This is a genomic window from Fervidobacterium sp. (assembly GCA_026419195.1).
Classification (GTDB): domain Bacteria; phylum Thermotogota; class Thermotogae; order Thermotogales; family Fervidobacteriaceae; genus Fervidobacterium.
In genome coordinates this window covers 35,208-56,994 of the sequence record JANZZV010000003.1, presented here as the reverse complement: position 1 = coordinate 56,994, position 21,787 = coordinate 35,208, and the positions used below count along the sequence as shown (strand labels likewise).

Genomic DNA, 21,787 nt, shown 5'->3' with positions numbered 1-21,787 from the left:
GTGGTTGTATGATAGAGCTTGAAAAAATTCAAAGCGTGAATTTAGACTATATTACCTATCTGCTTAGTACAAATAAACACAACGAAGAAATATTTCAGAAAGCTGACGAGATAAGAAAAAAATATGTTGGTGAAGAAGTCCACTTAAGAGCTATTATTGAATTTTCTAATTATTGTTCTCAACGTTGTCTGTACTGTGGTCTTAGATCAGAGAATAAGAATCTTGTTCGTTACCGGATGAGCCTGGAGGAAATTATAGAAAGGGCAAAACTTATTGCAAGGCTTGGTATTAAAACTATTGTCCTTCAATCAGGGGAAGATCCGTATTACACAACAGAAATGATAAATACTTTGATAACCGAAATAAAGAAATTGGACGTTGCAATAACTTTGAGTATAGGAGAACGTACTTTTGAAGAGTATAGAATCTGGAAAGAATTTGGAGCTGATAGATATCTAATGCGTCATGAAACGGCTTCTAAATCACTTTATGCTAAGCTGCACCCTGGTGATTCATTTGAAAGCAGAAAAGCACATCTTTTTGAATTGAAACGCCTTGGTTACGAAACTGGTGCAGGCTGTATGGTTGGTCTTCCTGGTCAGACATATTACGATCTGGCGCTCGATCTTGCTTTTTTAAAAGAACTTGATGCAGATATGATAGGTATAGGACCGTTTATACCTAATCCCGATACACCCTTAGCAAATCAAGGTGGCGGTGATTTGTATACAACACTTAAGATGATTGCACTTGCAAGGATAATAATACCAACTGCTAATATACCTGCCACAACAGCACTTGGTTCTATAAATCCATTTGGAAGGCAGCTCGGTTTGAAATACGGCGCCAATGTAATAATGCCGAATTTAACACCGAATCCTTACAGACCCAATTATTCACTTTACCCGGGAAAAATATGTTTGTTTGAAAAAGACACTGCGTGTGTTGAGTGCACAAGGACAATGATAAAAGGTTTAGGTTTAAAAGTAGGGGAAGGTTACGGCTATCGAAAATCTGGATACATTTCCAATATGGTATAATAAAAATAAGTGGTCAGCGTACCGCTGACCATTTTGTTATCATACGTTGTCTTTGAAAATTTTAATAGATCATTTGTTCACAGCTCAAGTTTCATGTACTTGGCCGTTACACCATCAATTTGGTTTAACTTTTGGCAAAGCTCATCATGCTTTGTTTCATCGTCAACAAGCTCTAGTATAATTAAACCAACTGGCGAACAATATTGACCTGCACCTTCATGAAGACCAAGCCTTGTTTTTATATAACAACCATACTCTGTTAAAAGTTTTTGTACTTCAACAGCGGCTTGTTCTCTTTTGTCAACCAAGACAGCCATAACCGTTCTCACTGTAATATCTCTTGCCATGAGATACACCTCCTTTAATGGAATTCAATAAAAAGTAAATACGAAACCGAAACTTGTACCTTTAATATTATATCAAATTTGTTTATACCATGTCAATTTTTTCATACATTACAAACTTAGAGGACGATTTGAATAATCCTAAATGAAAGGAGATAAACATTGGTAGAAAAAGCTAATTATATTGTCGGCATATTATTTATATTTTTCATCTGGACAATTGCATCATATCTTATCAATTCACAGTTGATACTACCCAATCCTTTGAGTGTTTTTTTGACGATAGCAGATGAAATAACTAAACAAATTTTCTGGATGAACTTGGTACAAACATTGTCAAAGGTATTGGTTGTGCTTTTTTCTGTAGTTTTTGTTGGTGTGGTGTTAGGTTTCTTGGTTGGTCTGAACGATATTCTCTATGAGATCTCACGACCTTTTATACTGTTCATGCAAGCATTTCCAATAGTAACCTGGCTTGCGCTTGTGATGTTCATTTGGGGTATTGGTTGGACTGGACCTGTTGTTGTTAGCTTTCTATCGTTGCTTCCGCACGCAATTTTATCAACAGCAGTTGGTATCCAGACAACTGACAAAAGACTTATCGAGATGGCACATGTCTACAATGTACGAAAAAGTAGGATCTTGAAGGATGTGTATCTTGGTTCAATAATCCCTCAATTTGTTTCAACACTTCAGGTTGTCATTGGAAATGTGTGGAAGGTTGTTGTTGTTGCAGAATATATGTGTGGGGAAAAAGGGATTGGTGTGCTGATAGCTTGGGCAAGGCAGTCTGTTTCTGTCGAAAAAGTTTATGCTTACACAATCGTAATAATAACTATAGGATTGATTGTAGAAAGCATTGTTCATAGGCTTGTAAGGAGGTTACTTAAGAATTGGGAATTAGTGTGAATGATGTAATATTGAGTGTTAAAAATCTGGAAAAATTCTTTGGAAAACTAAAAGTTATAGAAAATTTATCTTTTGAGCTACTTAAAGGCGAATCAGTAGCGTTTCTTGGTCCATCTGGTTGTGGAAAGACAACACTCTTAAAAATCGTAGCAGGGATTGACAAAAACTACAATGGATATATACAAAAATACTTTTCAAAGATAGGTTATGTTTTTCAAGAGCCAAGATTGATACCTTGGAAAAATGTACTTGAAAATATTTTGTTTGTTTATAATGATGAACAAAGGGCTCTTTCCATTCTCAAGACATTTAGTCTGGAAAACTTTGCTCATTACTTACCTTCAAAGCTCAGTGGCGGTATGAAGCAAAGGGTGAACTTGGCAAGGGCTTTAATCTCAGATCCAGAAGTTTTGTTTTTGGATGAACCTTTTGCTTCTTTGGATGTCCATATGAAGCTTTCAATAATAGAAGATATTATAGAAAAAAGAAAAATAGGAAATTTTTCGATGATCCTTGTTACTCACGATATACGTGAAGCGCTCTTGTTAGCAGATAGAATTATATTACTTAGTGATAAACCAAGCAGAATAATTGGAGAATTTAAGACAAAACACATACCAAAGAATGCACTATCTGAAGAATTTCAAAAAATGGAATCAGCTATACTATCGGAAATTATGAGGAGGTGGAGTGTATGACTAAAAAGTTTTTCGTACTTGCTATGATTTTTCTTTCCATCTGGATCTATGCAGTAAGTTTTATCAATCCTTTTGGTCCAACGATCTTCCCTGTAGCTGGGCTGATTGGTAAAGAGGTTAAAACCGATATCGCACTTGATATGAGGTTTTGGAAGACACTCGATGAGGCTACGGCCTATATTGTATCTAAGAAAGTGAACTTTGCAGCTTTACCAGTAACATTTGCTGCAAATTTGTATACAAAAGGTATTGACGTAAGACTTGTTGGTGTATACAGTTGGCGATTATTTTATGTCGTTGCTTCAACCGATTTTGAATTTAAAAATTATCAAAGCCTAAAGGGTGAGAAGATATACACTGCTCACGGACGGGGTCAAACTGCCGATGTTGTGATGAGATATTTACTTGTCAAAAACGGGTTGGAACCAGATAAAGACGTTACATTTGCGTACGCACAGCCTCAGGAAATAGTATCACTATTTAACTCAGGTAAGATAAGATTAGCGGCGATTCCCGAACCTTTCGTAACGATGACACTGTCAAAAGGAAAAATAATCCTTGACTTACAGGACGAATGGAACAAAGCCAGTGGAACCAAATATGGTATTCCTATAACCGGAATATTTGTGACTGGAAAGTTGCAGGATTACTTAAATACAGTAAGGCTCTTTGAGAAATCTTTCATTGCAAGCCTAAACTGGTCTTACAATAACATAGATAAAGCTGTTGAAATAACGAGTAAACAATTAGGTATTCCAACTAATGTGTTGAAAACCTCTCTCTCAAGAAGTCAGTACAACTATGTATCTTCAAAGGACTGCAAAGAGGAAGTGCTTAATTATTTAAGAAGGCTTAATGAGCTTTATCCAGAGGGTATGCCGAAAGTTCCAGATGAAAAGTTCTTTATTGAAACTAAATAGGTCAATGTATCAAAGATAATAAACGAGAAAAATAGGTAGGCTTTTTGCCTACCTATTTTTGATTTTGAGAAGACTTGGTGGTATAATGATAAATACTGATCATGTATAAGAATTTCAAAAAGTGGGGGTGAACAAAGTGGAAAATTTTGTGTTTCATAATCCGACAAAACTAGTCTTTGGGAAAGGTACAGTGGAAAAGATAGGTGAATACCTTAAGAAAGATGGCATAAAGAAGGTACTTTTGCTCTATGGAAGTGGTTCGATAAAGAGGAATGGTGTATACGAAAGAGTTGTCAGATCGCTGATTGAAAATGGTGTGGAAAAAGTGGAAGTATCCGGTGTTCGACCAAACCCTGTACTATCGAAGGTACATGAAGCTATAGAGGTTGCAAGACAAAACAACGTTCAGGCTATTCTTGCAGTTGGTGGAGGAAGTGTTGTTGATAGTGCAAAAGCAATAGCTGCAGGATTTTACTATGAGGGCGATATATGGGATGCTTTCGTAGGAAAGTATAATGTTAGGAAAGCACTTCCACTCTACGTGATATTAACAATGTCTGCAACGGGTACAGAAATGAACGGAAATGCTGTTGTTACAAATGAACAGACAAAGGAGAAGTTTTACTTCAGTTCAAAGCACGTTTATCCTGTTGTATCTATAGTAGATCCAACAACGCAATTTACGCTCCCAAAAGAACAAGTAGTGTACGGTGCTATCGATGCTATTAGTCATGTTATGGAATATTATTTCGATACATCAGGTAGCACCCTGATAGACAAAGTCGATGAGAGTATAATTAAAACGCTTATTCAAACTACGCAAATTATACTGAGAGAAGCGGAAAATTATGAAGCGCGTGCCAACTTCTGTCTTGCCACTACACTTGCACTTAACGGCCTAACGGGCATAGGTACCAACGGAGGAGATTGGTCCTCGCACGAGCTTGAACATGCGATCAGCGCTTTAAATCCTGATGTTGCTCATGGTGCAGGACTTGCAATTGTTTTTCCAGCTTGGATGACGTATGTCAAAGATAAAATATCGGAAAAGTTAATTAAATTTGGTAAAAATGTCCTTGAGTTAAACGGAGAGATAACGCCTGAAACCACAATAGAAGAACTTAAAAAGTTGTACTCTTCAATGGGGGCACCTGTCACGTTAAATGAGGTAGGATTTACAAAGAGTGATATAGATGAGCTTACGAAAATTGCGAGCAAACATGCTCCTTTTGGAACTGTCAAAGAACTTCATTACGACGATATAAGAAGAATCTACGAGATAGCGTTTTGAAAATTACGGAGGGATAACGTGTGGAGAATGTGAATATCGAACACCTAAAAAAATTGTCAAAGCAATGCCGTGGTGATATTTTGAAAATGACGTATGTAGCAAATTCTGGACATCCTGGAGGTTCAATGTCATCTATAGATATACTTGTAACGCTTTATGCGTTTGCCAATATTGACCCAAAAGATCCATGGAACGAAGAAAGAGATCGTATTGTGATAAGTCACGGACATATATCCCCAGCCGTCTATTCAACGCTAGCTGTTTATGGATTTGTTGACAGAGATGAAGTTATTTCAGGATTCAGACATCCAGCATCAATTTTTGAAGGACACATAACACGTGGTATTCCAGGCGTTGAATGGACAACGGGTAATCTTGGACAAGGTTTAAGTGCTGGTGTAGGATTCGCACTTGCTGCGAAATACAAAAAGAAAAGTTATCATGTTTATGTGCTTATGAGTGATGGAGAAAGTGCAAAAGGGCAAGTGCAAGAGGCGAGAAGAACAGCAAGGAAATACAAATTGGATAATATTACTGTTATTGTAGATTACAATGATATTCAGATAAGTGGACATGCACATGAAGTAATGTATGTGGATATAAAAGCAGAATTTGAAGCTGCTGGTTGGAGAACTATTGAGATAGATGGGCACGATCATGAACAGATCCTATCAGCCCTTACGATAGCTAAGAACGATGGAAAACCAACGGCTATCATTGCTCACACGATTATTGGTAAAGGCGTGGATTTCATGGAAAATAAACCAGATTACCATGGTAAAGCTTTGGGAAAAGAAGAACTTGAAATAGCGCTCGCACAACTTGGGGTAGAAAATGATGTGGAAAAATATATCAAAATGCGAAAAGAACTGCCTGTGATTGCTCATAAAAAGGTGAAGTTGGAGTACGAAGTTAAAGTGGATACAGGAAAACCAAGACTTTACGACAAACCAACAGACAATAGAAGTGCACTTGGTAGAGCAATTGCAGATCTTGCAACACTAAATGATAATATTGTCGCAGTCGACTGCGACTTAAAAGGTTCTGTTAAGCTCGATTTTCTTGACAAAGAACGACCAGATAGGATCATCGAGTTGGGTGTACAAGAACACAACGCTGCGGTTTTAGCTGGTGCACTCTCTGCTGATGGAATAATTACATTTTTTGCAGATTTTGGAGTGTTTGGTATTGATGAAACGTTTAATCAACATCGATTAAATGCTATTAATAGCACCAATCTGAAGGTGGTGGTCACACATTGTGGTATTGATGTTGGTGAAGACGGAAAGACCCACCATGCACTTAACTACATCGGGGCGCCACTTGCTTGGTATGGGTTCAAAGTGATTGTTCCAGCCGATCCTAATCAGACTGATAGAGTTGTAAGGTTTGTTGCTAAGGAGTATGGAAATTTTGTCGTAGCGATGGGAAGAAGCAAAGTTGATCCAATAAGAAAAGAAGATGGAAGTTTATATTTTGATGAAAACTACACCTTTGAGTATGGTAAGATGGATATACTACGTAATGGTAGAGACGGAGTAATATATTGCATTGGTTCGGTTGTACCAAGTGCAATAAGGGCTTATGAAATACTAAAATTAAAGGGAATACATTTTGCCATAATTAATGTAAGCTGTCCTTACAAACTTGATGAAGAGGTCTTAGGAGAATATTCAAACTTTGTTGTAACTTTAGAAGACCACAATTTGTTAAACGGACTTGGGAGTTTAATCGCTCAAAAATACTTTGAAATGGGAATGTTACCTGGCACGTTTATCAAACTTGGGCTCTCAGAATTTCCTGTGTCGGGTGATTCAAAAGCACTTTTTGAGATCTACGGTTTAAGTGGAGAGAGAGTGGCAGAGTTCATATTGAGTAAGTTAAATTGTAAATAATAGAAATAATGTGCGGAAGGTTTTCTTCCGCACATATTTTTAATTTTTCATGAAATACTTGGAATTTTTGGAAATTTCATGTATAATATACTCGATGAGTTTTAGGAGGCTATTTTTATGCCATATAGCATGACTGGATATGCAAAGATCCAATCTATAATCAACGACTACAAAATTACTTGTGAAATTAAAACTCTAAATTCTAAGGGTTTCAACGTAGATGTTTATCTACCGTATTTTTTGAACTCTAAGGAACTCGATGTTATTTCTAAGGTGAAGGAATACATAACCAAAGGTAAGGTATCGGTACGAGTTTGGGTAAGATTTATAAAACCTGTCCAAATTACTGTAGATTACTCGTTAGTACGAACATATTATGAAATGCTATCAGAGATACGTGAAAATCTTGGCATACCTGTTCCTGTTGAACTTAGTCATCTGCTAAGTTTTAGGGAACTTTTCCAATTCGAATTTTCAAATGAGGAAATAGAAATTGTTTGGAAAAGCGTTGCGACGATCTTACAAGAAGTACTTCAACAGGTTGTTCAAGAAAGAAAAACCGAAGGAGAAAAGTTAGTAAATGACTTGTCTAACATGAGTCGAAAAATGAGGCAAATTGTGACAGAGATAAGATCAAAAGCCAATGAAGTACCTAAATACATTGCTGAGAGAATAAGAACAAATATGAAAGAAATTTTACCCGATGATGTAGAGATTAACAAAGAACTTTTTGAAAATGCGTTAGCGATATTGGCAGATAGAGCTGATATACGTGAGGAGATAACAAGACTTGAAAGTCACCTGCAGCGCGTTGACGAATTGCTAATGAAAGATGAGCCTGTTGGAGATATGCTTAATTTCTTGTCTCAGGAGATACAAAGGGAATTCAACACTATTTTATCGAAAAGTAAGACGCTTGACATAAGTAGCTTGGCACTTGAAGGTAAATATTTAGTTTCTCAATTTAAAGAACAAGTAATGAACCTTGAATAATTCCGTCATTTTCTAAAAAATTGGGAGGTGCAAGCATATGTTTGGTTTAATCAATATTGGGTTTGGTAACGTGATTGCAGGTGACAGGGTTATTGCGATTGTTAATCCTGAGAGTGCTCCGCTTAAAAGATTAAAGGAAGATGCAAAAGAAGAGGGAAAACTCATAGATGCTACGTATGGGAGAAAGACAAGATCTATTCTTATCACTGATTCGAATCATATAATTCTCAGTGCTATTCAACCTGAGACAATAGCGCAAAGGTTTATCGAATCCATGGCGGAAATAGAAAAGCAGCTTGAAAAAATAAGGAAGGGTTAGAGTACATGGAAAGTTCTGAGCGATCGGAAGGTATTCTCTTTGTTATAAGCGGTCCAAGTGGTGTTGGAAAGACAAGTATTATACGTTCTGTTCTTGAACGTGTTGATAACCTTGTATTTTCAATATCATGTACTACAAGAAAACAGCGCCCAGGTGAGGTCCATGGGGTAGACTACTTTTTTATAACACACGAAGAGTTTAATAGAATGATACAAGAGAATAGATTCATCGAATGGGCACAAGTGCATGACAATTATTATGGTACCCCAGCGGATTTTGTTAACGAACACCTAAAAAGTGGGTACGATGTGATACTTGATATAGATGTGCAGGGAGCACTTACAGTTAAGAAAAATTGGTATGGTGCCAAATTTATCTTTGTAGCTCCTCCAAGTTATCAAATTTTGAGTGAGAGACTTAAAAAACGCGGTACAGAGAGTGAAGAAAAAATAAAACGCCGTTTAGAAACGGCAAAAAAAGAACTGTCTTTCATTCCTGAATTCGAATATCTTATTATAAATGAGGATTTAGAGGAATCTGTAAAGAATTTATCCGCAATTATTTACGCAGAGCGCTTAAGATATGAAAGGCAAAAAGAAACGAGGAAAGTGAAGAGGCTTTTAGAGGAGGTGCGCACGTTTGAGTAAATTTGTAATCAACTACGATAAGCTGTTACAGAAAATTCCATATAAATATGCTATTCCTGTAATAGTTGCTAAAAGAGCTGAAGCTATAAACGATTTTGCCAAACCATTTGTAACAACTACTGACGATTATTCAGTCAGCATCGCATTTAAAGAACTTCAGGATGGATATATAAGAATCAAAAACGAAGATATCCTGAAGATACTAATACCTGAAGTGAAATAGCTATGCCATGCAGAAGGACCCGAGAGGGTCCTCTGTTTTTTCGAAATCTAAAATGGTTTTAGGTTTAACACACTTAATAGAAAAGAGCAAAAATTGATTAAATTTGCTCAAAATAGTGACAAATATCGTGGGGGGAAAGTCATGTGCGGTATAGCAGGTACATGGAACGTTGACGAATCATACAACGTAATTCATGATTTATTACTTGCATTACAACACCGTGGTCAACAAGCAGCAGGCGTTGTTGTAAACGGTTTTAGAGCAGTGAAAGGAGAAGGACTTGTTGAAAACGTCTTGACTGATGATAAGTTTCTACCTGGCAATTGTGCTATAGGACATGTGCGGTATTCTACCTATGGTTCAATAAATGAAATCCAACCTATTACAGCATACACATTCAAAGGCACTTTATCTATAGCTCACAATGGCAATATAGTTGACGCAGACGAACGTAGAAAGTTTGTCATGGAAAACGGTGGAATATTCTCTACAACACTAGATTCTGAGATTTTCATTCATTACTTTTCGATAGCCCCCTATCGTGATCCCAAAGAGTCCATCCAGTGGGCACTTTCACGCATAAAGGCTTCTTATTCGCTTGTAATACTCCATGATACATTCTTGGCAGCTGCACGTGATACATTCGGTATTCGACCATTGTTTTACGGGAAATTCAACAACGGCTACGTTGTTGCTTCCGAGGACTCAGCGCTTTATTCGATAGGTTGTAATAATATTAGTGAAATAGAGTCTGGTACAATAGTTTTCTTTAGCCAAGATAAAGAACCTGAAGTTATTAGGTTTGGTGATTCAAACGACAGATTTTGCTCATTTGAGTTTGTATACTTCGCTCGTCCAGACAGTAATTTTTACGGTGTAAACGTGCACGATGTTAGAAAGAAGCTTGGTATGAAGCTTTATGAAGAACATAAGATTGAAGGTGACGTAGTTGTTCCTGTACTTGATAGTGGATTTTCTGGTGCACTTGGTTACAGCTCTGCATCACGTATACCAATAGATTATGGGTTGATAAGAAATCATTACATAGGCAGAAGCTTTATAATGCCTAAGAATCGACAAGACATTGTGAGAAGAAAACTGTCACCCCTCCCTTCTGTTATAAAGGGAAAAGATATAATACTCATAGATGATTCCATTGTGAGAGGCACAACAATGAAAGTAATAGTAGATATGGTAAAAGAAGCCGGAGCGAGACATGTCTTTGTTGGTATCCATTCACCAGCTGTTATAGGACCATGCAATTACGGTATTGACACATCAAGAAGAAGTGAACTTATTGCCTCACAAAAAGATGTATCAGCTCTTAAATCTTTTGTAGGTGCTGACGAGCTTTTTTACTTGTCAGTTGAAAAATTCAGGGAAGTTTTTGATGAATGTGGGGTGAAAATATGTATGGGATGTTTCGATCTGAATTACCCCGCATAATAGTCTGTGCTTCAGGAAGTGGGAGCAATTTTGAAGCACTTGCCAACGCCTACGTTGATGGAAGGTTGAAAGCGCAGATTCAAGCACTTGTTGCTGATCGAATGTGTTTTGCTGTAGAACGTGCAAAGAAATTTGAAATACCTTACGTTTTACTTCAGAAACCATGGTATGTAGATTTTGAGAAAATTATTGAAAATCTCTCTCCGGATTTGATAGTTCTAGCTGGGTTCATGAGAATAATACCCGAAGAAATAGTTAGAAAATATTTTCCAAAGATTATTAACATCCATCCATCTCTATTGCCATCTTTTCCTGGAAAAGATGGTATAAAGCAAGCTTATGATTATGGTGTGAAAGTAACAGGTATCACAATACATTTTGTTGATAGTGGGATCGATACCGGTCCAATTATATTTCAAAAAGCTATAGAAATAGAGGATGATTGGAATATTGAAGACCTTGAAAGAGAGATACACAAACTTGAACACGAGTATTATTGGCAGATAGTGAATAAAATTTTATACACACGTTTTGAGATACATGGAAGAAAAGTCACGTGGGGGGAGTGAAAGAGGTATGGAAGTTGGTAAAAAGAACTTGGAACTTGAAAAACAAGATATTCAGTTAAGATATGGAGAAAACGCACATGAAATGGCGTACGTTTACGGTAAACCTGCGTTTGAACTATTGCATGAAGGCAAACAGCTTTCTTTCAACAACATCCTTGATGCAGAAGCAGCTTGGGTACTATCAAGAAATCTTAATCTAATAGGTGGCGGTGTATGTGTGATTAAGCATCAAACGCCGTGTGGCGCTGCTTATTTGAGAAATGGAAGCAATGATGAAGATAAAATACTTTGTATTCAAAAGGCTATAGATGCTGACAGCGAATCAAGTTACGGTGGAATACTCGCAACTAGTTTTACATTTACCTTCGAAATGGCGCAATCTGTTAAGACGTACCTTGAAGTTATTGTAGCTCCAGACTTTGAGCAAGAAGCAATTGATTATCTTTCAAAGAAAAAAGTGAGACTGATACGTCCAAAGGAATATGTCCCGTACGCGGGTAAGTTAGCATTCGGAAGCTTGGTAATATCTGAGCGAGTTTTTATTGGAGAACCTGAACTGCTATTCGGAAACCAATATGATTTAAGAGACATTAAATTTGCCCTCATTGTTGCAGAAGCAGTTAAATCAAACGCGATAGTCATTGTAAAAGACGGCGTTACAGTTGGCATTGGTGGTGGTCAACCGTCAAGAAAACGATCATGTTGGATTGCAACGGTACTTGCTAATGAAAGAGCAAAGGATGCAATAGCTGCATCCGATGCGTTTTTCCCTTTTACAGATGGGTTAGAGATACTTATAAATTCAGGCGTAAAGTGTATTGTAGCACCACTCGGATCTATAAGAGACGAGGAAGTATTAAATTATGCAAAAGAAAAAGGTATAACATTTTACAAATCCCCTGTTAGAGTCTTTAGACATTGAGGTGATAGGATGAAGAACATTAAGAGCGTTTGTATCCTTGGAAGTGGTGGCAGAGAACATGCTATAGGTTGGGCATTTAAGAAAGCTGGATTTTCTGTTTATTTTTATCCAGGTAACGCAGGTACTAAGAAAATAGGTAATAACATTGACATAAAAAATTTTGAAGAGCTTGACAAATTTGATTTAGTCATACCTGGCTCTGAGGAATACCTTGTGAAAGGTGTGGCAGATGGCAAAGAGAATATCTTTGGACCTGATTCACATGCTGCAAGACTCGAAGGTTCTAAATGCTTTGCAAAATTGTTCATGCAAAAGCATGGGATTCCAACTGCAAGATTTCAAATTGCAACCAGCGATCAATCACTATACGACGTATTAAAAAAATTCACACCGCCATATGTTATTAAAGCTGATGGGCTTGCATCTGGTAAAGGTGTGCTCATTTGTGATTCTTTGGAAGAAGCCTTAGAAAAAGGTACACAGCTCATCAACGGTCAGCTGATACCAAATGTTAAAGGACCAGTTGTTGTTGATGAATTTTTGAATGGCTGGGAATTGTCAGCTATTGCGGTTGTCAACAATACGACTTTTGCTCTATTGCCATTTACGAAAGATTATAAGAGGGCGTTCACAAATAACGAAGGTCCAAATACCGGTGGTATGGGATCGTATGGACCTGTGCAAATACAAGATAAGTTAAAAGAGAAGATAGAAGATATATTTCGAAAAACACTGGAAGGTCTAAAGAAAGAAGGTATACAATACAAAGGGTTTCTTTACGTAGGACTTATGATAGTTGACGATGAACCATTTGTACTTGAATACAATGTCAGGCTTGGTGATCCGGAGACAGAAGTCATTGTTGCGATGGAACCAGAAAAGTTTGTCGAAACTGTTTTAAAGGCATACAATTCAGAAAAATATGAAGAATATAAACCGAAAAAGTATGCTGTTGATGTAGTCTTAGCATCGGAAGGTTATCCTGACAACCCTGCAAAAGGACAGCAGATAACAATAAATAGTAATTATGAAGACAACGAAGAAAGATTATTGTTCTATGCCGCCGTAGCTGACAAAGATAATAAGATGTTTGTAAATGGCGGTAGGGTAATTCATTCAGTTGGAATTGGTGACACTTTAAATCAAGCACGTAATAGGGCATATGAAAACATAAAGAATGTTTCATTTGATGGAATGTTTTACAGAGAAGACATTGCAAAAATCACGGATGATGCACATTTCTGTATGAGCAATCAAAAAAAGGAAAAATACACATACTCAAGTTCAGGTGTTGACGTAACAAGGAACGATGATTTCACAGATTTTATAAAATCTATTGTGAGAGTTCCGGAATGGGTAATCAAAGAACCAACTGGTTACGCGACGATACTAAACTTTACAAATCCGCCTGTTGTATTAACCGCCGACGGAATAGGTTCAAAGTTATTACTTCACATACAATACAAAAGATGGAATGATGCTGCAAAAGACCTTATAGGTATGAACTACAACGACATTGTATGTACGGGAGCTGTTCCAAAAGCTTTTGTGGACTACCTCGGTGTACATCATATCGCCGAAGAACATTACGAATTTGTGAAAGCTCTAAGTTCGGAACTTGAAAAACTCGATATGGCCTTGGTAGCAGGGGAAACTGCGGAAATCCCAGCTGTATACACAGAAAGTGATTGGGATGTTGCGGGATTTTGTGTTGGAATACTACAAAAAAAGCTTCCTATCGAGACGATTGAATATGGAGATATAATCATAGGATTACCAGCAAGCGGTTTTCATTCAAATGGTTGGTCCTTGATTCGAAAGATACTCCAAGAAGAGAAAATAGATATATCAGAACTTCCTTTTGATATTTTAGTTGGGACTAGAATTTACAAAGAAGTACCACAATTTTTTAATTCCGTAAAAGCAATAGCACACGTTACCGGTGGAGGAATACTAAGGGCATTGCGGAGGATATTAAAAGATAAAGGATGGGAAATAACATTAGAGCTCCCTGATTATATAAACTGGATCCTTAAGTATGTAAGTTTAGAAGAAGCTTTAAAAACATTTAATATGGGCTACGGGATGATATTGGTAACCGAGAAAAAATTCGTTCAACCAATTATCGACAATCTTAACGGAAATGTACTTGGAGAAGTGTCAACAACAACAAATATTCACATAAAATAACAAAAGTTAATATATGTGATAGTAGATATATAATATTGCATCACCCCCTCTTTACACGAGGGGGTTGTTTGTGGTACAATATGTATACATTTGTATACTATTAGTAATTTTGCAAAAGCTTATTAAAGCTTGGTTTCTTCGCATAGTACAAAAATTTGTTAAGCCGTGGGGGGTAATTGAACATGCAGGTGCTTGAAAGTAAGCCAGAAAATGACATATTGATCAAATCATGGCAAGAAAGAGTGCTAAGCTATACACATCTTGTTGAAAGATGGACAAGATACTTTTGGAATATTAACAAGTCTTACTTGTACTCATATGAAGATTTACAACAAACTATTTGGTACATTTTAATGGTTGGATTAAGAGAATTCGATGGAAGAGGGTCAGAAGAAAGTTTCTTAAATTGGTATATACGGCAAAAAGTTGTTTCGATAATGATGTACGGAAAAAAACCACCAAAGTGTAATGACTCACCTTTTACGCCTCTGAGATTTGATTACGTTTCTCCAGATGATCTATGTCAAATAAATGAACTGTTCTACTCTGACTTAGAACAATAATACAAAATAAGTGCCCCTTTCCGGGGCATTTATTTTTTTGTGATTACAAAGTGCGAATTAAAAAAATATGGTGCTGTACACCCTGCTTCGACAAACCTGGACCCGGTCGTATGTATTCGTAGAGGCTCTGGCCGGGCAACCCTACGGCACACACTTGCCTGCTTAGGGCTGCTTCCTTCCGGACCTGACCCGGTTCACAGGTAGTTGTTGCGTAGGACCCAACCTTCAACGCCATCGAATACACCGTTTCCGAACCCAAGTTGCCTCAGTCAGGGAATTCAGCCCCGCTAAGGTGGGTTTCGGGTACAGGGGACCACCAACCCCCCGCTTAGTACAGCACCACATTTTATTTTATCATTGATTTTGTAATTTTCAATCTGTGAATTTATGGTATAATAATTTTTGAGTTGCGATCAACAATGAAAGAGCATCACTGTGATGATTGTTAGTTTTATTTTTTATAGTTAATTTGTTTAATTTTTTATCAAAATTCACCGTTGGCAATTTGTAAGTTTAGCGTGGTACATTCAAAAATCGTTAAAATTACAAATAATAAAAACTATTTGCAACAACTTAGAGGACGGAAAATGGAGGGAGATTCTCAAAGAATCATAGATTTTGCAAAAGAGGGAGGGGTATTTATGGACATTAAGAGTTTGACTATACTGGAGTTTTGCAACAAAGTAAAGGAAAAGACACCAGTTCCTGGTGGTGGAGCTGTTGGTGCAGTTGTTGCAGCTCTTGGTGGAGCGTTGAATTCAATGGTTGCTAATCTTACTCTCGGAAAGAAGAAATACGAAGAATTTGATGGATTAATGCAAGAAGTTCTTGAAAATATGGAACTTATCGTTGAAAAGTCTCTCAGACTTGCTCAGGCGGATGTGGAGGCGTTCAATTCGGTCATGGAGGCTTATAAACTGCCAAAGGAAGATGAGAGACGTGATGAAAAGCTTCAGAATGCATTGATAAAAGCAATAGAAACTCCTTTCCAACTTATCGAATGTGCAAGGGATATCCTCAAGTTCAGTGAGATAGTTGCTAAATGGGGAAACAAAAACGCGATTTCAGATGCCTTTAGTGCAGCAGAGCTTGCTAGAGCCGCTTGCAAGATAGGTGAGTATAACGTCATGATAAATCTTAAGTCGGTTGTTGATGAAAAGTACAAAAGCAAGATTCTGGATGAAATGTACGAGGTAATGAATGAAGCAAAGGTATATTACGAGAGAATACAGGAGTTGGTAAAAGAAAATGGATTCACTAAAATTTGAGATAATCAACCAGCATGGACTTGCACGAAGGGGACGAATTTATTTACCGCATGGTATTGTTGAAACACCAACTTTTATGCCAGTTGGGACGAATGCAAACGTTAAGCTCATAACTCCTCATATATTGGAAGAAAATAATGTTCAAATAATTCTGTCGAATGCTTTTCACCTTTATCTAAAACCTGGATTGGACGTGATTAGAAATTTTGGTGGACTTCATGAGTTTATGCGCTGGAGGAAACCTATATTAACAGATAGTGGAGGCTTTCAAGTGTTCAGCCTAAAAAAGGGACAGAGAATTACAGATGATGGAGTTTGGATAATGTCCCCTATTGATGGTTCCAAACATTATATTACCCCAGAGCTTTCCATGGAAATTCAGGCAACTCTTGGTTCTGATATTGTTATGGCTTTTGATTACTGTGCGGATCCAAAGGATGGTTACGAGGAAGCTAAACGTGCAGTGAAATTAACTACAAAGTGGGCAAAAAGAAGTCTTGAACATCTTAGAAGAATATCCAATCAAGCAATCTTTGGTATAATTCAAGGAGCTGTTTACGAAGATTTAAGAGAGTTAAGTCTTCAAGAGATCACACAGTTTAACTTTGATGGTTTTGCTATAGGAGGTCTCAGTGTTGGAGAACCAAGGGAGATGACCATTAATATCGTAAAGTTTATTGCACCAAAGATGCCCAGCAATAAACCCAGATATTTTATGGGCGGAGGATCTCCAGATTTGCTCGTTGAATTAGTCTCAAGTGGTGTCGATATGTTTGACAGTGTTTTTCCAACTCGTGTTGCACGACATGGACTTGCCGTTACTTGGAATGGTAAATTCAATATAAGATCTGCAAAGTTTAAATATGACAAAACTCCTATTGACGAAAAGTGTAATTGCTATACGTGTCGTAATTTTTCAAAAGCTTATATAAGGCATCTATTTGACAGAAAGGAAGTACTCGGGCAGATATTACTCACAATTCACGATGTACATTTTATGATGGAATTTGGACAAAAGATGCGAGAAAGTATTGAAAGTGGTACGTTTGATAAATTCAAGAAGGAGGTAGTGGTGGCTTATGAAAAAGATAGTAACACTTAACCTTTTTTTGATTACATTTATTGCGTTTGGAATGTTCATTGATAACCCGGTAAATTTGCTGGTTAATGGTAACGTGATTTTTGTTGGTTCTGAATTTTATGATTTATCAGACAATACTTTAAAAGTAGCTTGGCAGCAAAGAGAAGGAGTTTTGTGTGGTGAACTTGGTTACACAACGGATTCTAATTTTTCATACGGAATGATCAATTACAAGTTGTCTCATATGAAAAATCTATACGGTTTGAATGTAAAGTTTAATGTTCTTCCTGTAGAAAAATTTTTCATAAGACTTGACGCGAGCGGGAGAATTGTACTAAACAACTATGCTCTAATAAATTTTGGATTCAACGATCTATCACTGTTAGTGATGGATACGTCAATGAGCAGTGTACCTACAGTATTTGGTGGTATTGATCTTGTCTTTGGAAAAAACTTTGAATTGTCTTTTACAGTAAACAATTTTGAAACCAACAAAGTAAGGTTTTCCTTAGGATTTGGTGCATTTGGATTTTCACCTGTAAACAGATTGGCAGTTTTTTATAGTCCGATTTATAGACTTTCGGATGGTAAGTTATTTAACATAGTAGAGGGAATAATTCAAACTACACTATCTAATTTTAGTTTTTCTTTAGCCGGTTTTTACAATATTTCAGATACTGTATCAGACGATAGATATTTGAAATATAAATACGGAATAAAATTCTCCTTGGGAGTGCAGATGTAATTATGAACATTCATCACAAGAATATCAAGATTCTAGGTGAAGATGATATAAGAAGGTCGTTAATGCGTATAGCACACGAAATTTTGGAAAAAAATAAAGGTGCAGAAGATATTGTGCTTGTCGGAATTATAACAAGAGGAGCGGTTCTTGCCAAGCGAATAGGCGAGAACATATCCTTTATCGAGGGCACAGAGATACCAGTATGCATACTTGATGTTGCACCGTTCAGGGATGATGAAAAAAGGACATCGAAAGAAAGCGATAGAAGTAACGTTGGTGTTGATATAAATAATAAGAACATCATACTTGTTGACGATGTACTTTTCACTGGTAGAACAATTAGAGCCGCCATGGATGCGATTATATCCAGAGGAAGACCTAAAAGTATACAGCTTGCAGTTTTGGTTGATAGGGGGCACAGGGAATTTCCAATAAGACCAGATTATGTTGGAAAAAATATCCCAAGTTCCAAGGAAAAAGAATTAGTTAAGGTGCGATTGAGAGAAATTGATGGTGAAGATGGAGTTTACATCATCAAAATGGCAGGTGAAGAAAATGAGATATGATATCGAATTTAGGGGTAGTTATGCTCTTTTAAAGGCTTATGTAGGCCCAGGAGAAAGTATAAAGGTAGAACCAGGTGCAATGGTATATATGAAAGGCCCCCTCGAAATCCGAACATCTACAGGTGGTGTATGGAAAGCTCTCAAAAGAGCGATTCTTGGGGGTGAAAGCTTTTTTATGAATACTTACACATCACACGGAAATGGCGAAATAGGTATCGCACCTGAACTTCCAGGTGATATAGAAGTCATCCCTGTTAATAGTACTTTGTACGTACAATCTACTTCTTTCTTGGCAAGTGATTCGTCCATTGATATAGATGTCTCTTTCGGAGGTTTCAAATCGTTTTTCACAGGTGAAGGGATATTTTTGTTAAAGTTGCAGGGGGTTGGTGATGCTGCTATCTCGTGCTTTGGTGGAATAAAGCTAATTGAATTACAAATGGGAGAAGAGATAACGATAGATACAGGACATGTGGTTGCATTTGACGGTAGTGTGAAGTGGAGTGTTAAAACATTTGGTGGCTTTAAATCAACCATATTTGGTGGCGAAGGGCTTGTTTGTGCATTTACTGGTCCTGGAAGAGTTTACATTCAAACACGTAACTACCCAGCATTTGTTGCTTGGATAAAGTCCTTAGTTCCGAATGAAACTGGCAGCAAGTAATGATCAAAATTGGACTTGCGGAGTAGAAAAAGGAGGAATTTCCATGAAACTTTTTGGAACAGACGGAATACGAGGAGTAATCAATGAAGAGCTCACACCAGAAATTGCATTCAGACTTGGAAATGCACTTGCAAAATATGTGGACAAAAGAATTTTCGTCGCCAAAGATACACGTGCAAGCTGTGACATGCTAGAGGCAGCAATTATTGCAGGTGCAACATCTGCAGGTGGTACTGTTTACAGGTGCGGTGTTTTACCTACTCCTGCGTTAGCTGTCATTACCAAATTGGAGGATGCCGTAGGTATTATGATATCTGCGTCGCATAACCCACCAGAATTCAACGGCTTAAAGGTAATCTCTCGAGGCTTCAAACTCCAGGATGAAATTGAAGATACCTTAGAAAGGCGTATGAAGGAATTACATTACTCGCCATATAACGAAATTGGATGTGTTGTAGATTACAAACTCGCTTTTGAAGAGTACACAAATTATGTGATTCAGCATTTTTCTGATTTAGACTTAACAGGTCTAAAAATATTAGTTGATGCGGGCAATGGAGCAGCGTATGAAACAACTCCATATGTATTAAGGAGTCTTGGTGCTAAAGTTGAGGTTATTAACAATAACCCAGATGGCTACAATATAAATGTTGAATGTGGTTCTACGGAACCAAGACAAGCAATGTCGAAAATGACAAATCATAACATTGCAATACTTCATGATGGAGACGCTGATAGATGTATTTTGTTGGACGAGAGAAAGGAAGAATTTCATGGTGATAAAATAATGGGTGTGTGTGCACTAAAAATGAAAGAGGAAGGTAGACTTAAAAGTAACACCGTTGTTGGAACAGTTCTATCAAACATGGGATTAGAAGTATTTTTAAAAAAACAAGGGATAGAACTTGTTAGAACAAAAGTTGGTGACAGGTACGTGCTTGAAAAAATGATTGAAATTGGAGCGAACATCGGTGGTGAGCGTAGTGGACATGTAATATTCTTGGATAGAAGTACAACAGGTGATGGACTAATAACTGCCTTAGAGGTTATACGTACAATGCTTTTAAAAGGGATGAGGCTTTCAGAACTATCAAGCATGGTACCAGATTATCCACAAATAATGATAAATGTTAAAACGAAGAATAAGCTTATCATAGAACATGAAGAAGTAAGAAGATTGATTGAGAAAAACAAAAGGGAGGATGTTGATATTGTAGTTAGAGCATCTGGAACGGAACCCTTGATAAGGATATTTGTCCAAGGACCTGATGAATCTTATATTTCAAACGTAGCTTACGAAATTGCAGGAAAAATTGAGCAACTATCGAAAGGGGATGAGTTAGAATGACTAAGGATGAACTTCGCACAGTTGTATGGAATAAGTTGAAAGAAGTTATCGACTGGGAAATAGGGCTTGATGTAGTTACACTTGGATTGGTTTACAACATAGAAGTAGATGAACAAAATAACGTTAAGGTGCTTATGACTATGACAACACCTATGTGCCCACTTGCTGGTAGTATCATGAGCGATGCAGAGATGAAAGTCAGAACAATAGAAGGTATAGGTAATGTAGAGGTAGAACTTACATTCGATCCTCCGTGGACACCAGATAGGATTGATCCTGTAGTAAGAAAACAACTTGGTATATGAAAAATAATCTCAAAAATTATAGCTCTTCTCAAAAGTTAACTATCTCTCAGGTCTTGAAACTTTACAAGATTAAAGGGCTTCCCGAGAGGGAAGCTCTGATTTTGCTTGCACATGCGATGAACAAACCAAAAGAATATTTAATTGCACATGAAGAGTTAATTTGTCCAGAACATGCGTTAGCACTTTTAGAAAAAAGGTTAACGGGCTATCCTTTACAATACATTCTTGGTGAGGTTGAATTTTACGGTCGAAAGTTTTATGTGGAAGAAGGAGTTTTAATTCCACGTTGGGAAACAGAAGGACTTGTAGAGCTTGCTATAAATTATATCAAAAACTACAATTTAAAATATGCCATAGATATAGGTGTGGGAAGTGGGGTAGTGTTGATAACAATCGCAGCTGAAACTGGTATAACTATCTTCGGGACGGATACAAGTAAGAAAGCTATAGAGGTGTGTACGAAAAATTTGGAAAGGTATAACCTGAAATGTGAACTTAGGTTGGGAGAATTTATAGAACCATTTACGGAAGAATTCAATAATATACAATTGATAGTGTCAAACCCACCGTATGTAAAAGAGGGTACAAGGTTGCAAAAAGAAGTAAATTTTGAGCCCCGTGAGGCTCTGTTTGCCGGAAAAGATGGTTTAAATTTTTACAAAACATTCTTTAATCGTTACAATATTGAAGGTAAAATAGTGTTGATGGAGATAGGAGAAGACCAGGGAGATTTTTTGAAAAGATTAACCGGAGGAACGGTAATTAAGGACCTCGCAGGAAAGGATAGATACTTGGTTATTGATAAATTTCGTAAAATAAAATAGATAAAGGAGGCAGAAGA

The 21,787-nt window shown here is 37.1% G+C and carries 25 protein-coding genes, 1 other RNA gene and 1 pseudogene; 25 read left to right on the top strand and 2 right to left on the bottom strand.

Annotated elements, in window-relative coordinates; genetic code table 11:
* Nucleotides 1-8: 8 nt before the first annotated feature.
* Complete coding sequence (hydE, locus tag N2Z58_02195) at nucleotides 9-1,040, top strand: [FeFe] hydrogenase H-cluster radical SAM maturase HydE (GenBank protein ID MCX7653474.1); 1,032 nt, start codon at nucleotides 9-11, stop codon at nucleotides 1,038-1,040.
* Between the two features lie 77 nt (nucleotides 1,041-1,117).
* On the opposite strand, the gene N2Z58_02190 is transcribed toward hydE, so the two are convergent.
* Nucleotides 1,118-1,387, bottom strand: a complete 270-nt coding sequence (locus N2Z58_02190) for a hypothetical protein (protein ID MCX7653473.1) — start codon at nucleotides 1,385-1,387, stop codon at nucleotides 1,118-1,120.
* Nucleotides 1,388-1,546: 159 nt separating this feature from the next.
* Between N2Z58_02190 and N2Z58_02185 the strand changes: the two genes are divergently transcribed.
* The 16 genes and pseudogenes from N2Z58_02185 to N2Z58_02110 all read left to right on the top strand — a co-directional run bounded on the left by N2Z58_02185 (nucleotide 1,547) and on the right by N2Z58_02110 (nucleotide 14,969).
* Complete coding sequence (locus tag N2Z58_02185; protein MCX7653472.1) at nucleotides 1,547-2,293, top strand: ABC transporter permease subunit; 747 nt, start codon at nucleotides 1,547-1,549, stop codon at nucleotides 2,291-2,293.
* Nucleotides 2,278-2,991 carry an ABC transporter ATP-binding protein gene (locus N2Z58_02180; GenBank protein ID MCX7653471.1) on the top strand — a complete coding sequence of 238 codons (714 nt, stop codon included), beginning with the start codon at nucleotides 2,278-2,280 and terminating at the stop codon, nucleotides 2,989-2,991. Before N2Z58_02185 ends, N2Z58_02180 begins: the two co-directional genes overlap by 16 nt.
* Nucleotides 2,988-3,911 carry an ABC transporter substrate-binding protein gene (locus tag N2Z58_02175; protein ID MCX7653470.1) on the top strand — a complete coding sequence of 308 codons (924 nt, stop codon included), beginning with the start codon at nucleotides 2,988-2,990 and terminating at the stop codon, nucleotides 3,909-3,911. The genes N2Z58_02180 and N2Z58_02175 overlap by 4 nt, the downstream gene beginning before the upstream one ends.
* Nucleotides 3,912-4,047: 136 nt before the next feature.
* Nucleotides 4,048-5,202, top strand: a complete 1,155-nt coding sequence (locus N2Z58_02170) for an iron-containing alcohol dehydrogenase (protein ID MCX7653469.1) — start codon at nucleotides 4,048-4,050, stop codon at nucleotides 5,200-5,202.
* Nucleotides 5,203-5,222: 20 nt separating this feature from the next.
* The gene (locus N2Z58_02165) at nucleotides 5,223-7,097 is read left to right on the top strand and encodes a transketolase (protein ID MCX7653468.1); all 1,875 of its coding nucleotides are present in this window, start codon (nucleotides 5,223-5,225) and stop codon (nucleotides 7,095-7,097) included.
* Nucleotides 7,098-7,214: 117 nt separating this feature from the next.
* Nucleotides 7,215-8,090: a YicC family protein gene (locus N2Z58_02160; GenBank protein MCX7653467.1), complete on the top strand. Its 876-nt coding sequence runs from the start codon at nucleotides 7,215-7,217 to the stop codon at nucleotides 8,088-8,090.
* Between the two features lie 37 nt (nucleotides 8,091-8,127).
* On the top strand, nucleotides 8,128-8,409 hold the full coding sequence (locus N2Z58_02155) for a DUF370 domain-containing protein (GenBank protein MCX7653466.1): 282 nt from the start codon (nucleotides 8,128-8,130) through the stop codon (nucleotides 8,407-8,409).
* Between the two features lie 5 nt (nucleotides 8,410-8,414).
* Nucleotides 8,415-9,056, top strand: a complete 642-nt coding sequence (gene gmk, locus N2Z58_02150; protein ID MCX7653465.1) for a guanylate kinase — start codon at nucleotides 8,415-8,417, stop codon at nucleotides 9,054-9,056.
* A complete protein-coding gene (locus N2Z58_02145; protein ID MCX7653464.1) occupies nucleotides 9,049-9,279 on the top strand; it encodes a DNA-directed RNA polymerase subunit omega in 231 nt (76 codons plus the stop codon). The genes gmk and N2Z58_02145 overlap by 8 nt, the downstream gene beginning before the upstream one ends.
* 141 nt (nucleotides 9,280-9,420) lie before the next feature.
* The gene (purF, locus tag N2Z58_02140) at nucleotides 9,421-10,725 is read left to right on the top strand and encodes an amidophosphoribosyltransferase (GenBank protein MCX7653463.1); all 1,305 of its coding nucleotides are present in this window, start codon (nucleotides 9,421-9,423) and stop codon (nucleotides 10,723-10,725) included.
* On the top strand, nucleotides 10,689-11,294 hold the full coding sequence (purN, locus tag N2Z58_02135) for a phosphoribosylglycinamide formyltransferase (protein MCX7653462.1): 606 nt from the start codon (nucleotides 10,689-10,691) through the stop codon (nucleotides 11,292-11,294). Before purF ends, purN begins: the two co-directional genes overlap by 37 nt.
* A 7-nt stretch (nucleotides 11,295-11,301) precedes the next feature.
* Complete coding sequence (locus N2Z58_02130; GenBank protein MCX7653461.1) at nucleotides 11,302-12,216, top strand: phosphoribosylaminoimidazolecarboxamide formyltransferase; 915 nt, start codon at nucleotides 11,302-11,304, stop codon at nucleotides 12,214-12,216.
* Between the two features lie 9 nt (nucleotides 12,217-12,225).
* Nucleotides 12,226-13,434, top strand: a pseudogene (gene purD / locus N2Z58_02125) (phosphoribosylamine--glycine ligase).
* A gap of 27 nt (nucleotides 13,435-13,461) precedes the next feature.
* Nucleotides 13,462-14,406, top strand: coding sequence for a phosphoribosylformylglycinamidine cyclo-ligase (locus tag N2Z58_02120; GenBank protein ID MCX7653460.1), 945 nt, complete (start codon nucleotides 13,462-13,464; stop codon nucleotides 14,404-14,406).
* Nucleotides 14,407-14,476: 70 nt separating this feature from the next.
* Nucleotides 14,477-14,602, top strand: coding sequence for a hypothetical protein (locus N2Z58_02115; protein MCX7653459.1), 126 nt, complete (start codon nucleotides 14,477-14,479; stop codon nucleotides 14,600-14,602).
* The gene (locus tag N2Z58_02110; protein ID MCX7653458.1) at nucleotides 14,589-14,969 is read left to right on the top strand and encodes a hypothetical protein; all 381 of its coding nucleotides are present in this window, start codon (nucleotides 14,589-14,591) and stop codon (nucleotides 14,967-14,969) included. Before N2Z58_02115 ends, N2Z58_02110 begins: the two co-directional genes overlap by 14 nt.
* Nucleotides 14,970-15,042: 73 nt before the next feature.
* Here N2Z58_02110 and ffs read toward each other — a convergent pair.
* Nucleotides 15,043-15,306: signal recognition particle sRNA large type (gene ffs / locus N2Z58_02105), an RNA gene on the bottom strand.
* 304 nt (nucleotides 15,307-15,610) lie between these two features.
* On the opposite strand from ffs, the gene N2Z58_02100 reads away from it, so the two are divergent.
* From N2Z58_02100 to prmC, 8 genes are read left to right on the top strand one after another with little or no spacing between them, the layout of a single operon-like run.
* Nucleotides 15,611-16,237: a cyclodeaminase/cyclohydrolase family protein gene (locus N2Z58_02100; GenBank protein ID MCX7653457.1), complete on the top strand. Its 627-nt coding sequence runs from the start codon at nucleotides 15,611-15,613 to the stop codon at nucleotides 16,235-16,237.
* Nucleotides 16,218-17,339, top strand: coding sequence for a tRNA guanosine(34) transglycosylase Tgt (gene tgt, locus N2Z58_02095; protein ID MCX7653456.1), 1,122 nt, complete (start codon nucleotides 16,218-16,220; stop codon nucleotides 17,337-17,339). The genes N2Z58_02100 and tgt overlap by 20 nt, the downstream gene beginning before the upstream one ends.
* Nucleotides 17,317-18,063 carry a hypothetical protein gene (locus tag N2Z58_02090; protein MCX7653455.1) on the top strand — a complete coding sequence of 249 codons (747 nt, stop codon included), beginning with the start codon at nucleotides 17,317-17,319 and terminating at the stop codon, nucleotides 18,061-18,063. Before tgt ends, N2Z58_02090 begins: the two co-directional genes overlap by 23 nt.
* Nucleotides 18,064-18,065: 2 nt before the next feature.
* Complete coding sequence (gene pyrR / locus N2Z58_02085; protein ID MCX7653454.1) at nucleotides 18,066-18,629, top strand: bifunctional pyr operon transcriptional regulator/uracil phosphoribosyltransferase PyrR; 564 nt, start codon at nucleotides 18,066-18,068, stop codon at nucleotides 18,627-18,629.
* On the top strand, nucleotides 18,619-19,293 hold the full coding sequence (locus tag N2Z58_02080) for a TIGR00266 family protein (GenBank protein MCX7653453.1): 675 nt from the start codon (nucleotides 18,619-18,621) through the stop codon (nucleotides 19,291-19,293). The genes pyrR and N2Z58_02080 overlap by 11 nt, the downstream gene beginning before the upstream one ends.
* Nucleotides 19,294-19,336: 43 nt before the next feature.
* Complete coding sequence (gene glmM / locus N2Z58_02075; GenBank protein ID MCX7653452.1) at nucleotides 19,337-20,641, top strand: phosphoglucosamine mutase; 1,305 nt, start codon at nucleotides 19,337-19,339, stop codon at nucleotides 20,639-20,641.
* Nucleotides 20,638-20,946 carry a metal-sulfur cluster assembly factor gene (locus tag N2Z58_02070; protein ID MCX7653451.1) on the top strand — a complete coding sequence of 103 codons (309 nt, stop codon included), beginning with the start codon at nucleotides 20,638-20,640 and terminating at the stop codon, nucleotides 20,944-20,946. Before glmM ends, N2Z58_02070 begins: the two co-directional genes overlap by 4 nt.
* Nucleotides 20,943-21,770, top strand: a complete 828-nt coding sequence (gene prmC, locus N2Z58_02065; protein ID MCX7653450.1) for a peptide chain release factor N(5)-glutamine methyltransferase — start codon at nucleotides 20,943-20,945, stop codon at nucleotides 21,768-21,770. Before N2Z58_02070 ends, prmC begins: the two co-directional genes overlap by 4 nt.
* Nucleotides 21,771-21,787: the final 17 nt, after the last annotated feature.